Origin of the sequence: Pseudomonas arabinosi (genome assembly GCF_047758675.1) — a bacterium.
In the GTDB taxonomy this organism is placed as follows: domain Bacteria; phylum Pseudomonadota; class Gammaproteobacteria; order Pseudomonadales; family Pseudomonadaceae; genus Aquipseudomonas; species Aquipseudomonas arabinosi.
This window is the reverse complement of sequence record NZ_CP180480.1, coordinates 4,969,569-4,983,132: the sequence shown is the minus strand read 5'-3', so window position 1 is coordinate 4,983,132 and position 13,564 is coordinate 4,969,569. Positions and strand designations below refer to the sequence as shown.

Here is a 13,564-nt window from a genome sequence, read left to right as displayed (position 1 = left end):
TGCTTTTGTGCGGACGGCAGACGAAAAAGGGCGTTTCAGCCCATCAACGCCATCAACTGACGTTCGCCGAGCACGTTAATCGCTCTTTTCAGGTTATAGGCGTTCACCGCCAAGGCCATTTCGGCTCTCGCCCCCTCGAGCTGTCGCAGCAAGAAGCGAGCGTTGCCAAACAACCACTGTTTTAGGTTGCCGAAGGGATGCTCCACGATGGATCTTCGGCTGACCATCATTTCGGGGTGTGCCTGCATTCGCCGCTCCATGCGTTCGAACGCCTCTTCGTGAGCATGGCGTGAGACATATCGGCGCCGGGCCTCAGTACATTGCGCTTTCAGCGGACAAGCGGTGCAGTCGCTGATCGCCGCCTGGTAGATGCGATCGCCCTTACTGGTTTGCTTGAGTGTCAGCCATTTTCCGGCGGGACATTGATATCGATCCTGCGACGCATCGTAGGTAAACACTGTTCGGCCAAAGAACTCCTTTTCCTTGCCGCTGGAGTTGCCTGACCGATTGGGTGGTACATAAACCGTGATGTTCTCATCCTCGCAGGCCTGGAACTGCCTGCCATTCGAGTAGCCTGCATCGGCAGCCACCGTCAATTCATCTTGCTGCAAGTGTTCCTTGGCGGCCTTGGCCATAGGCTCAAGTTGCTTGCGATCATCACTGTCCTGCGTGACTTCATGATGCAGGATCAGGCAATGCTCAGCGTCCACGACGGTTTGCACGTTGTACGCGACCCGCGGCCCTTTATGCGTTCGCATCATTCGGGCATCGCTTTCGTGGGTATTGAATTGCTCAAGCTCCATTGATTTCATCAGGGCCTGGCGCGTCAGGTTATTGGAGTGCCTGACTTCAAGTTGCGCCAAAGCCGTCTTGACCGCACTGCGATCAACCACCTCATTGGCTTCGGTTTTATCCGCCTCATCCAGCTCAGCCAGGTATTGGGCAATGCGTTTATCCAGCGTCTGCTCCTGGTGCTTGAGCCGCTTCAAACTCATATGACGCCGCGAGGAAGCAACCGCCTGAAACTTGCTGCCATCGATGGCCACCAGCTCACCGGCTATCAGGCCGGCGGTTCGGCAGAACTGGACGAAGGCCCGGCACGTCGCCACAAAGGCCGGTTTGTTGTTTTTGCGAAAGTCGGCGATGGTCTTGAAGTCGGGTTTGAGCCGGTTGATCAACCACATCACTTCGATGTTGCGCTGACACTCGGCCTCAAGTCGGCGTGAGGAGCGAATCCGTTGGAAATAGCCGTAGAGATAGAGTTTTAGCGGATCGGCAGGATCATAAGAGGGGCGCCCGGTGCCTTTGGGCAACGCTTTGTCGAAGCCCAGTTGCACCAGATCCAGCTTGGCGACGTAGAGGTCGATCACACGAACGAGGTGATCCTCGGGGATCAGTTCCTCCAGCGAGGCCGGGAACAGGCTGGTCTGGCTGCGGGACTCTCCTTGGATGTAGGCCATAACGAAAAATGCTCCGTATCTTTCGATACGGAGCATTTTCTTTGAGTGCCGCACAGATTGCTAGGTTTTCACACAGTCTGCGAAGGTGCCGTTTCTGTTTTCTACCGAGTGTCGCTTAAGCGATCAACCCGCCAACCCCGCCTGCTGAACCAGAATCAGCAACGGCTGCGGATACAGACCAAGGAAGAACGCCAGTGCCGCGATCGCCAGCAGCATCACGCCGCCAGCACGTTGTTCCCAGTGCAGTTGCGCATCGTGGCGACGCAGGTTCGGTTCGATCAGGAACAGGGTGACCATGACGCGCAGGTAGTAGAAGACGCCGATGGCGCTGCCCAGTACCAGGGAGCCGACCAGCCACCATTGGTGCGACTCGACACCGGTGGCGATGATGTAGAACTTGCCGATGAAGCCCGCGGTCAGCGGGATGCCGGCCAGGGACAGCATCATCACGGTCAGTACGGCGGTCAGGTACGGACGGCGCCAGAACAGGCCGCGGTATTCGTACAGGGCATCCGCGTCACGGCCGTTGTACGGCGAGGACATCAGGGTGATCACGCCGAACGCGCCGAGGCTGGTGATCACGTAGGTGACCAGATACACGCCGATGGCTTCCACGGCCAGACCCTTGCTCGCCACCAAGGCGATCAGCAGGTAACCGAAGTGAGCGATGGACGAGTAACCCAGCAGACGCTTGAGGTTGCTCTGGGTCAGTGCCAGCAGGTTACCGAACAGGATCGACGCGATGGCGATGATGGTCAGCACGTCGCTCAGTACACCGCTGCTCGCCGCGGGCGAGATCTGGAACAGACGCACCATCACTGCGAACACAGCGACTTTGGACGCGGTGGCCAGGAACGCAGCCACCGGTGCCGGAGCACCTTCGTAAACGTCCGGGGTCCAGAGGTGGAACGGTACCAGCGACAGCTTGAACGCCAGACCGATCAGCATCATGCCCAGGCCCAGTTGCGCCAGCGAGCTTGGCAGACCAGTAGCCGCCAGCGCCTGGCCGATACCGACGAAGCTCAGGCTGCCAGAGTCGGCATAAAGCAGCGCCATGCCGAACAACAGGAACGCAGAACCGGCAGCCGACAGCACCATGTACTTGATACCGGCTTCCAGCGAACGCTTGTTGAAGAAGGCGTAAGCCACCAGACCGTAGACCGGTACCGAGAGCAGTTCCAGACCGATGAACAACCCGGCCAGGTGCTGCGCGCTGACCAGTACCAGGCCACCGGCGGCGGCCATCAGGATCAGCAGGTAAAGTTCTTCACGGTTGCCCGGGTAACCCGAACCGCCATCGCCGAGGTAGGCGTGGGCTAGGGTTACACAAGCGAGGGTGGCGACCAGGATCAGCGCCATGTACAAGCAGGCGAAGGTGTCGATCTGCAGCAATGGAGTCACGGCCAGAGGCGCGACTTTCAGGGCTGGCAGGATCGACAGCAACGCCAGGTTCAGACCCGCCACGGAAATCAGGAAGGTCTGCGAGTGGTTGCGGCGCCAGGCGATTGCCAGCATCACCACGATGATCGTGGCGCTGGTGATCAACAACGGCGCAAGCGCGATAAAGTGTTGAGTCGTGAATTCCATAGCGCTCTTACCGGGCCGAAGCGAGTTGAGTGAAGGCGGTGCCGAGCCATTGCTGCACGCCATGCATCGTCGCAGCAGAGGTATCGAGGAACGGTTGCGGGTACACGCCGATGTAAATCAGCAGCGCCGCAAGCCCAACCACCATGATCAGTTCGCGACCATCCATGCCATGCAGCACCGCGTCCGATTTGGACGGGCCGAAGTAGGCGCGGTGGATCATGATCAGCGAGTACACCGAACCGAACACCAGACCGGACGTCGCGATGATAGTGATCCATGGGGCGGCCGGGAACGTGCCGATCAGGATCAGGAACTCACCGACGAAGTTGCCGGTACCCGGCAAGCCCAGGGACGCGGCTGCGAAGAACAGGCTGATGGCCGGCAGGTAAGCAATCTTCGACCACAGGCCACCCATTTCACGCATGTCGCGGGTGTGAGTGCGCTCGTACAACTGACCGCTGAGGATAAAGAGTGCCGCCGCTGACAGACCGTGCGCCAGCATCTGCATCACCGCGCCCTGCAGCGCCAGTTGGCTGCCGGAGTAGATGCCGATCAACACGAAGCCCATGTGGGAAACGGAGGAGTAGGCGATCAGACGCTTGATGTCGGTTTGGGCGAAGGCCAGGAACGCACCGTAGAAGATCCCGATCAGACCCAGGGTCATGGCGATCGGCGCGAACTCGGCCGAGGCATTCGGGAACAGCGGCAGGGCGAAACGCAGCAGACCGTAAGCCGCCGTCTTCAACAAGATACCGGCCAGGTCGACCGAACCCGCTGTCGGCGCCTGGGCGTGAGCGTCAGGCAACCAGGAGTGGAACGGCACCACTGGCAGCTTCACCGCGAAGGCGATGAAGAAGCCGAGCATCAGGATGTACTCGGTGGTCAGTGACATCTTGGTTTTCAACAGATCGGCGTAGTTGAAGGTAATCACGCCGGTGTCGTTGAAGTTGACCAGGACCAGACCCAGGATCGCCACCAACATGATCAGGCCGGAAGCCTGAGTGAAGATGAAGAACTTGGTCGCCGCGTAGATCCGGGTTTTCTTGCCGTCCGAAGAACTGTGACCCCAGAGCGCGATGAGGAAGTACATCGGCACCAGCATCATTTCCCAGAAGAAGAAGAACATGAACAGGTCGAGGGCGAGGAACACGCCGACGACACCGCCCAGGATCCACATCAGGTTCAAGTGGAAGAAGCCAACGTGACGCTGGATCTCTTTCCACGAGCAGAGTACCGAGAGGATACCCAGCAGACCGGTCAGCAGGATCATCAACAGCGACAGGCCGTCGAGGGCCAGGTGCACGCTGATGCCGAAGCGCTCGATCCAGATGTGCTTGAACTCAAGCACCCAGGTCGGATCGGCGCCAGGGGCCGGAGCAAATGAATAATCACCGTGGGCCCACAGCCAGAGGCCGAGTGCGAGTTCCAGGGTCATGGTCAACAGCGCAATCCAGCGGGGGAGGGTAGCGCCGAAGCGCTCACCCATCCAGCACAGCAGGCCGCCGATGAAGGGGATCAGGATTAGCCAAGGCAGAATCATGACGGGCTCAATTCCTTTCGCAAGTTCGCAAGGTTCATATCAGACCGCTACCAGCACGATGGCGCCGATGACCAGCACGGAGCCGGCTGCCATCGATGCCGCGTACCAACGCAGTTGACCGGTTTCGGTACGGCTCAGGGCGGTGTGACCGCCTTTGGCCATACGCGGGATCAGACCGATGGTCTGGTCGAGCGGGTCTTTGCGCAGTGCGTGGCTGATCGCAAGGTATGGCTTGACGAACAGTTTGTCGTAGATCCAGTCGAAGCCCCAGGCAGCGAACCACCAGGCCGAAAGGAAGCGGCCGATGCCGCTGTTGGCGATTGCAGTGACGAAACGACGCTTGCCGAGGAACAGCAGCGCGGCCAGCAGGATACCGGCCAGGGCGATGGCGCCCGACGCGATTTCCAGACTGTGCTTGGCTTCGCCGCCGGCATGGCCGACGCTTTCCGGCAGCACGCCGTGCAGCGGTGGAACGATCATCGCGCCAATGGCGGTAGACAATACGATCAACACCGACAGTGGCAGCCAGTGAGCGATGCCGTGACCGGCGTGCGCTTCGGTCTTCACTTCACCGTGGAACGCGATGAAGATCAGGCGGAAGGTGTACAGCGAAGTCATGAACGCACCGACCAGACCTGCATACAGCAGACCGTGGTTGCCGCTGGCGAACGCTTCCCAAAGGATCTCGTCCTTGGAGTAGAAGCCTGCGGTGACCAGTGGCAGGGCAGACAATGCCGCGCCGCCGACGATGAAGCTGGCGTAGGCCAGTGGCAGTTTCTTCCACAGGCCGCCCATCTTGAAGATGTTCTGCTCGTGGTGGCAGGCAACGATCACCGCACCGGATGCAAGGAACAGCAGAGCCTTGAAGAAGGCGTGGGTCATCAGGTGGAAGATCGCGCCATCCCATGCGCCAACGCCCAGGGCCAGGAACATGTAGCCGATCTGGCTCATGGTCGAGTAGGCGAGGATACGTTTGATGTCGGTCTGAACCAGTGCGGCAAAACCGGCGAGTACCAGGGTCACACCGCCGACAACGCCAACCAGGTGCAGGATATCCGGCGCCAGGGAAAACAGGCCGTGAGTACGGGCGATCAGGTAGACACCGGCGGTCACCATGGTTGCGGCGTGGATCAGTGCCGAAACCGGAGTAGGACCGGCCATCGCGTCCGCCAGCCAGGTTTGCAGCGGCAGTTGCGCGGATTTACCGACAGCGCCACCCAGCAGCATCAGGGTGGCCATGACCATCCAGAAGTCGCCAGCCTGGAATTTCTGTGGCGCCAGCACCAGCAGTTCCTGGATGTTCAGCGTGCCCAGTTGCGCGAACAGGATGAACAGGCCGATGGCCATGAACACGTCGCCGATACGGGTCACGATAAAGGCTTTGAGTGCCGCGTTACCGTTGTTGCGGTTGCTGTAGTAGAAACCGATCAACAGGTACGAGCACAGGCCCACGCCTTCCCAGCCGAAGTACAGGAACAACAGGTTATCGCCCAGGACCAGGAACAGCATGCTGGCGATAAACAGGTTGGTGTAGGCGAAGAAGCGCGAGTAGCCGGCTTCACCGCGCATGTACCAGGACGCGAACAGGTGGATCAGGAAGCCGACGCCGACCACCACACCGAGCATGGTCAGGGACAGACCATCCAGGTACAGCGCGAAGTTAGGCGTAAAGCCTTCCACCGCCATCCACTGCCACAACACCATGGTGTAGTGACCGCCTTCAGGTGGCGCGACGTTGAATTGCCAGATCACATAAGCCGTGACGATGGCAGACAAGCCGATGGAACCGACGCCAATCAGCGCCGACAGGTTTTCCGAAAAACGGCCGCGTGAGAACGCCAGCAGCAGGAAACCTATGAGAGGGAATACGAAAGTCAGATAGAGAAGATTCATCCGCGCATCTCGCTGGCAGCGTCGATATCGAGAGTGTGGAAGCGGCGATACAGCTGCAACAGAATCGCCAGGCCAATACTGGCCTCGGCGGCTGCCAGGCTGATCACCAGGATGAACATGATCTGTCCATCCGGCTGACCCCAGCGGCTACCGGCAACGATGAACGCCAAAGCGGAGGCATTCATCATGATCTCCAGGCTCATCAGCACGAAAAGAATGTTGCGCCGGACCATCAGGCCGACCAGACCGAGGCAGAACAGGATGCCGGCGACCGCCAGACCATGCTCCAGAGGGATAGCAGGCATCGTCATTGCTCCTTGGCTTCGTTGCGGCCCAGGTGGAACGCCGTGACGGCTGCGGCAAGCAGCAGCATCGAGGCGAGTTCGACCACCAGCAGATAAGGACCGAACAGGCTGATGCCCACGGCCTTGGCGTCTACGGTGGTGTGGCCGATGGCCTGACCGCTGGCGTCGCTGAACAGCACATACAGCAGTTCAACCAGCAGCAGGGTGCCGAGTGCGACCGGGCCGAGCCAGATGCCGGGCTTGAGCCAGACGCGCTCTTGCTGAACCGAGGCGGGCCCCAGGTTCAGCATCATCACCACGAACACGAACAGCACCATGATGGCGCCAGCGTAGGCGATCACTTCCAGCACACCGGCGAACGGCGCGCCGAGGGCGAAAAACGTCATCGCCACGGCAATCAGCGAAATGATCAGGTAGAGCAGGGCGTGCACAGGGTTGGTGTTGGTGATCACGCGAAGCGTGGACACAACAGCGATACCCGATGCGAAATAGAAAGCGAATTCCATCTTTCTTCCTTAAGGCAGCAAGCTCTTCACGTTGATCGGTTCGGCTTCATTCTGCGCGGAGCCTTTTGGCTTACCGGCAATCGCCATACCTGCAACACGATAGAAGTTGTAATCAGGGTTTTTGCCGGGGCCGGAGATCAACAGATCTTCTTTCTCGTACACCAGGTCCTGACGTTTGAACTCGGCCATCTCGAAATCCGGTGTCAGCTGGATCGCGGTGGTCGGGCAGGCTTCCTCGCAGAGGCCGCAGAAAATGCAGCGCGAGAAGTTGATACGGAAAAACTCCGGGTACCAGCGACCGTCATCGGTTTCAGCTTTCTGCAGCGAGATGCAACCGACCGGGCACGCCACGGCGCACAGGTTGCAGGCTACGCAACGCTCTTCGCCGTCGGGGTCGCGGGTCAGCACGATACGGCCACGGAAGCGCGGCGGCAGGTACACCGCCTCTTCCGGGTATTGCAGCGTGTCGCGCTTGCGGAAGGCGTGGCCAAAAATCATCACCAGGCTGCGAAGCTGGGTGAAGAAGCCATGCACGATGTCAAATATGTACTTCATGATTCTCTATCCTCACTGAGCCGCGACGGCGGGCGTGTTGAGCAACACGATCGCAGCGGTCACCAGCATGTTGACGAGGGTCAGCGGCAGGCAGAACTTCCAGCTGAAATCCATCACTTGGTCATACCGTGGGCGCGGAATCGAGGCGCGCAGCAGGATGAAGAACATGATGAAGAACGCGGTTTTCAGTGCGAACCAGATGAACGGGATCTGCGGCAGAATGCCGAACGGACCGTGCCAGCCACCGAAGAACAAGGTCACCAGCAACGCCGAAATCAACACGATGCCGATGTACTCGCCGACGAAGAACATGCCCCATTTCATGCCGGCGTATTCAATGTGGTAACCGTCGGCCAGTTCCTGCTCCGCTTCCGGCTGGTCGAACGGGTGACGGTGAGTCACGGCGACGCCGGCAATGAAGAAGGTCAGGAAACCGAAGATCTGCGGGATGACGAACCACAGGTTCTGCGCCTGGTATTCAACGATGTCGCGCATGTTGAACGAGCCAACCTGGATCACGATGCCCATCAGCGACAGGCCCATGAACACTTCGTACGACACGGTTTGTGCCGAGGCCCGCAAGCTGCCCAACAGGGCGAACTTGTTGTTACTCGACCAGCCGGCGAACAGCACCGCGTAGACCGACAGACCGGCCATGGCGAAGAAGAACAGGATGCCGATGTTGATGTCCGCCACACCCCAGGTCGGGGTGATCGGGATGATCGCGAAGGCAATCAGCAAGGCGCTCATGGCCACAACCGGTGCCAAGGTGAAGATCACTTTGTCGGCGAACGGCGGGGTCCAGTCTTCCTTGAAGAACATCTTGATCATGTCGGCCGCAATCTGGAACGCGCCGAACGGGCCGACGCGGTTCGGACCGTAACGGTCCTGCCAGAGGGCGAGCAGACGACGCTCGACCCAGCTCAGCAGCGCGCCGCACACCACGACGGCGAGCAGAATCACGATGGCCTTGAGGACCGAGATGATCACGTCAATCACTTCAGGCGTGAACCAGGTCATTGAGCTGCCTCCTGCAGACCGTCAACGGATTTGCCAAAGATCGCTGGCGGAATGCCGGCGATACCAGCCGGCAATGCGACCAGACCGGCACCCAGCTCTTCGTTGATGCGCAGCGGCAGACGCAGGGTCTGGCCAGCAACGCTCAAGCTCAGCAGGGCGCCGTCATTGACACCCAGACGGTCGGCTTCGGATTTGGCCAGCGACACGTAAGCGGCCGGGATGCGTTCCTGAACCGGCGCGGCTTTGGAAGAGTTCTCTTCGCTGCCGAACAGGTGGAAGAACGGCACAACCTGCCAGGTGCCCGGAGCCGGGTTGAACGCACGCGGAACACTGGCGAACCAGTTCAGCGAGTCACCGGTGCTTTCAATCAGGCGGGTGCCCGGGTCGCCAGCGCGGATGTGACCACCGACTTCGTCCTGGAACTTGTTCCAGGCTTGCGGCGAGTTCCAGCCCGGAGACCAGGCGAATGGCACTTGCTGACGCGGTTCGACCGAGCCCGAGTAACCTTCCATGGAGAACGAGAACGCGGTGTCGTTGTCCTGGGAAGTACGCGGTTCGTGCACGCTGATGTCGGCGCGCATGGCGGTACGACCGGAGTAACGCAGCGGTTCGCGAGCCAGTTTCAGGCCTTTGATGCGGAACGCGGCAGACGGTGCGGCGCTGACAATGCCGGCCAGTTGCGGAGTGCTTGCGGCACAGGCAGCGGTGACGTGGTCCAGTTGGGTCCAGTCGATCGGCTGATTCAACAGGGTGGCGCGCAGGGCATGCAGCCAGCGCCAGCCTTCGTGAACCATGATGCTTGCGTCGAGGTAAGTCGGGTCGAAGACCTGGAAGAAGCGCTGGGCGCGACCTTCCTGACTGACCAGCGTACCGTCGCCTTCAGCGAAGCTGGCGGCTGGCAGAACCAGGTGCGCGCGATCGCTGGTGGCAGTCTTCTGATGGTCCGCCACGATCACCACTTTCGCGGCGTTCAGGGCTGCATCGACACGGGCTTTGTCGGTACGGGTGTACAGATCGTTTTCCAGCACGACGATGGCGTCAGCTTTACCGTCGATCACGGCTTGCAGCGCGGCATCGACCGAGTCGCCACCGAGCATGGCCAGGCCGAGGCTGTTGGCCTCTGGCACGATCAGGCTGATGGAACCGTTCTTCTCGCGCAGCTTCAGGGCTTTGGCGATGTTTGCCGCGGCTTCGATCAGCGCCTTGGAACCCAACGAGGTACCGGCAATGATCAGCGGACGCTTGGCGGCGAGGAGGGCGTCGGCAATGCGCTTGGCCAGCTCAAGAGCTTCAGCGTCCAGGCCTTCAACGGCAGGCGCGCTGGCGTCGAGGGCGTGAGCCACGGCGAAACCGATGCGGGCCAGGTCGTCTGGCGCAGCGTGTACGCATTCTTCAGCGATGTCGTCGAGCTTGGTTTCAGCCAGGCTGGCGATAAACAGCGGGTTCAGAGCGTTCTGACCGATGTTCTTCACGGCGGCGTCGAGCCAAGGCTGAACGCGCATGGCGTCGGCCATGTCTTCGGCTTTGCCTTTGACCGATTGACGCAGGGACAGGGCCATGCGCGCAGCGGTCTGGGTCAGGTCTTCACCGAGGACGAAGATCGCATCGTGGTCTTCGATGTCGCGCATGTTCGGGATCGGCAGCGGGCTGTCTTTCAGCACCTGCATCACCAGACGAATGCGTTCCAGCTCGGCAGCTTCGATACCGGAGTAGAAGTGCTCGGCGCCGACCAGTTCGCGCAACGCGTAGTTGCTTTCGAGGCTGGCGCGCGGCGAACCGATACCGACGATGTTGCGACCGCGCAGCAGATCGGCGGCTTTATCCAGCGCTTCGTCGAGGGTCAGCTTGGCGCCGTTGGCCAGCAATGCCTGACGCGGGCGATCCTTGCGGTTGACGTAGCCATAGCCGAAACGGCCACGGTCGCACAGGAAGTACTGGTTTACCGAACCGTTGAAACGGTTTTCGATACGACGCAGTTCACCGTAGCGCTCGCCCGGGGAGATGTTGCAACCGCTGGAGCAGCCATGGCAGATGCTCGGCGAGAACTGCATGTCCCACTTACGGTTGTAGCGCTCGGAGTGAGTCTTGTCGGTGAACACACCGGTCGGGCAGACCTCGGTGAGGTTGCCGGAGAACTCGCTTTCCAGGGTGCCGTCTTCAACGCGACCGAAGTACACGTTGTCGTGGGCGCCGAATACACCGAGATCGGTGCCGCCGGCGTAGTCCTTATAGAAGCGCACGCAACGGTAGCAAGCGATGCAGCGGTTCATTTCGTGGGAAATGAACGGGCCCAGTTGCTGGTTCTGGTGAGTACGCTTGGTGAAGCGATAACGGCGCTCGTTGTGGCCGGTCATCACCGTCATGTCTTGCAGGTGGCAGTGACCGCCTTCTTCACAGACCGGGCAGTCGTGAGGGTGGTTGGTCATCAGCCATTCAACGACGCTGGCGCGAAACACTTTCGCTTCTTCGTCGTCGATGGAGATCCAGCTGCCGTCGGTGGCGGGGGTCATGCAGGACATGACGATCCGACCACGCTTGTCGTTTTCGTCGGTGTACTGCTTGACCGCGCACTGGCGGCAAGCGCCAACGCTGCCTAGGGCTGGGTGCCAGCAGAAATAAGGGATATCGAGGCCTAGCGACAGACATGCCTGTAACAGGTTGTCTGCCCCATCGACTTCGAGCTCTTTGCCGTCTACGTGGATAGTGGCCATGGTTCAAAGTTCTTCGTTGGCCCGGTGTCAGCGGGCGTGGCTAATGGAATCTTGTTATTCGCGTGAATCAACACAGCCGCTTGCGGCGTCATCACACGAAAAGCTGCGGGCACGGACCCTTCGCTTTTTTAAGCGTTTACGCGCCGACTACGATCGGCCTTGCCAGAGGCGGGACGACGGCGCTGGTAGGCGCGATGCCGGCTTCGAACTCATGGCGGAAGTATTTGATTGCGCTGCCCAACGGCTCCACGGCGCCCGGTGCGTGAGCACAGAAGGTCTTGCCTGGGCCGAGGAAACCGACCAGACCCAGCAGGGTCTCGATATCGCCGGCTTGCCCTTCACCGTTCTCGATCGCGCGCAGAAGCTTGACGCTCCACGGCAAACCGTCACGGCACGGGGTGCAGAAGCCGCAGGATTCGCGGGAGAAGAACTCTTCCATGTTGCGCAGCAGGGAAACCATGTTGACGCTGTCGTCCACCGCCATGGCCAGGCCGGTACCCATACGGGTGCCCACTTTGGCGATGCCGCCGGCGTACATTTGTGCGTCCAGGTGTTCCGGCAACAGGAAACCGGTACCGGCGCCGCCTGGCTGCCAGCACTTGAGCTTGTAACCGTCGCGCATGCCGCCGGCGTAGTCTTCGAACAACTCGCGACCGGTGACGCCGAACGGCAATTCCCACAGGCCCGGGTTCTTGACCTTGCCGGAGAAGCCCATGAGCTTGGTGCCCATGTCTTCACTGCCTTCGCGGGCCAACGATTTGTACCAGTCCACGCCGTCGGCAATGATCGCCGGCACGTTGCACAGGGTTTCAACGTTGTTCACGCAAGTCGGCTTGCCCCACACGCCAACGGCGGCAGGGAAGGGTGGCTTGGAGCGCGGGTTGGCGCGGCGACCTTCGAGGGAGTTGATCAGTGCGGTTTCTTCACCGCAGATGTAACGCCCGGCGCCGGTGTGGACGAACAGCTCGAAATCGAAGCCGCTGCCCAGGATGTTTTTACCCAAAAGGCCCGCTGCCTTGGCTTCTTCCACGGCACGGTTCAGGTGCTTGGCGGCGGTGGTGTATTCGCCACGCAGGAAGATGTAGCCACGGTAGGTTTTCAGCGCGCGAGCACTGATCAGCATGCCTTCGATCAGCAGATGGGGCAGTTGCTCCATCAGCATGCGGTCTTTCCAGGTGTTCGGTTCCATCTCGTCCGCGTTGCACAGCAGGTAGCGGATATTGATGGATTCGTCTTTGGGCATCAGGCCCCACTTGACACCCGTGGGGAAGCCTGCACCGCCGCGACCTTTAAGGCCCGCGTCTTTCACGGTCTGGACGATGTCGTCCTGAGCCATGTCGGCGAAAGCCTTGCGCGCAGCCGCGTAACCGTTCTTGGCCTGGTACTCGTCGAGCCATACGGCTTCGCCGTCGTCACGCAGACGCCAGGTTAGCGGGTGAGTCTCGGCCGAACGCTTGATGCGGTTGGCTGGACCGAAGGAAGTCAGGGTCATACGTAGCCCTCGAGCAATTTGGCAACGCCGGCAGGCTGCACATCACCGAATGTGTCGTCGTCGATCATCAACGCCGGCGCCTTGTCGCAGTTGCCGAGGCAGCAGACCGGCAGCAGGGTGAAACGACCGTCGGCGGTGGTCTGACCCAGGCCGATGCCCAGATTGCTCTGGATTTCGCTGACGACCGATTCATGGCCACCGATGTAGCAGACCATGCTGTCGCAGACGCGAATGATGTGACGGCCGACCGGCTGACGGAAGATCTGGCTATAGAAAGTAGCCACCCCTTCAACGTCGCTCGCCGGGATGCCGAGGATCTCGCCGATGGCGTAGAGCGCGCCATCAGGCACCCAGCCACGTTCCTTCTGGACGATCTTCAGGGCTTCGATCGACGCCGCGCGCGGGTCTTCGTAGTGATGCAGCTCGTGCTCGATGGCCGAGCGCTCGGTTTCGCTCAGGGCGAAACGGTCTGTCTGGATAAGCGTGCTGTTCATG

General features: G+C 60.4%; 11 protein-coding genes. All 11 read right to left on the bottom strand.

Annotated features, from left to right (window positions below; translation table 11 throughout):
* Positions 1–35: 35 nt before the first annotated feature.
* Positions 36–1,460 carry an IS1182 family transposase gene (locus ACMXYJ_RS23245; protein WP_415757094.1) on the bottom strand — a complete coding sequence of 475 codons (1,425 nt, stop codon included), beginning with the start codon at positions 1,458–1,460 and terminating at the stop codon, positions 36–38.
* A 123-nt stretch (positions 1,461–1,583) separates the two neighbouring features.
* Positions 1,584–3,047: an NADH-quinone oxidoreductase subunit NuoN gene (gene nuoN / locus ACMXYJ_RS23240; RefSeq protein ID WP_415757093.1), complete on the bottom strand. Its 1,464-nt coding sequence runs from the start codon at positions 3,045–3,047 to the stop codon at positions 1,584–1,586.
* Between the two features lie 7 nt (positions 3,048–3,054).
* Entirely contained in the window at positions 3,055–4,587 is a 1,533-nt protein-coding gene (gene nuoM, locus ACMXYJ_RS23235) for an NADH-quinone oxidoreductase subunit M (protein ID WP_415757092.1), read from the bottom strand.
* Positions 4,588–4,626: 39 nt separating this feature from the next.
* Entirely contained in the window at positions 4,627–6,480 is a 1,854-nt protein-coding gene (gene nuoL, locus ACMXYJ_RS23230) for an NADH-quinone oxidoreductase subunit L (protein WP_415757091.1), read from the bottom strand.
* The gene (gene nuoK, locus ACMXYJ_RS23225) at positions 6,477–6,785 is read right to left on the bottom strand and encodes an NADH-quinone oxidoreductase subunit NuoK (RefSeq protein WP_010458852.1); all 309 of its coding nucleotides are present in this window, start codon (positions 6,783–6,785) and stop codon (positions 6,477–6,479) included. Before nuoK ends, nuoL begins: the two co-directional genes overlap by 4 nt.
* 2 nt (positions 6,786–6,787) lie before the next feature.
* On the bottom strand, positions 6,788–7,291 hold the full coding sequence (nuoJ, locus tag ACMXYJ_RS23220) for an NADH-quinone oxidoreductase subunit J (protein WP_007905076.1): 504 nt from the start codon (positions 7,289–7,291) through the stop codon (positions 6,788–6,790).
* Positions 7,292–7,300: 9 nt separating this feature from the next.
* The gene (nuoI, locus tag ACMXYJ_RS23215) at positions 7,301–7,846 is read right to left on the bottom strand and encodes an NADH-quinone oxidoreductase subunit NuoI (protein ID WP_200889382.1); all 546 of its coding nucleotides are present in this window, start codon (positions 7,844–7,846) and stop codon (positions 7,301–7,303) included.
* A 12-nt stretch (positions 7,847–7,858) separates the two neighbouring features.
* Positions 7,859–8,866, bottom strand: coding sequence for an NADH-quinone oxidoreductase subunit NuoH (gene nuoH / locus ACMXYJ_RS23210; RefSeq protein ID WP_150766757.1), 1,008 nt, complete (start codon positions 8,864–8,866; stop codon positions 7,859–7,861).
* Positions 8,863–11,577, bottom strand: a complete 2,715-nt coding sequence (gene nuoG, locus ACMXYJ_RS23205) for an NADH-quinone oxidoreductase subunit NuoG (RefSeq protein WP_415757090.1) — start codon at positions 11,575–11,577, stop codon at positions 8,863–8,865. The genes nuoH and nuoG overlap by 4 nt, the downstream gene beginning before the upstream one ends.
* A 136-nt stretch (positions 11,578–11,713) precedes the next feature.
* Complete coding sequence (gene nuoF / locus ACMXYJ_RS23200; protein WP_017339604.1) at positions 11,714–13,069, bottom strand: NADH-quinone oxidoreductase subunit NuoF; 1,356 nt, start codon at positions 13,067–13,069, stop codon at positions 11,714–11,716.
* Positions 13,066–13,563, bottom strand: a complete 498-nt coding sequence (nuoE, locus tag ACMXYJ_RS23195) for an NADH-quinone oxidoreductase subunit NuoE (RefSeq protein ID WP_008146039.1) — start codon at positions 13,561–13,563, stop codon at positions 13,066–13,068. The genes nuoF and nuoE overlap by 4 nt, the downstream gene beginning before the upstream one ends.
* Position 13,564 lies beyond the last annotated feature (1 nt).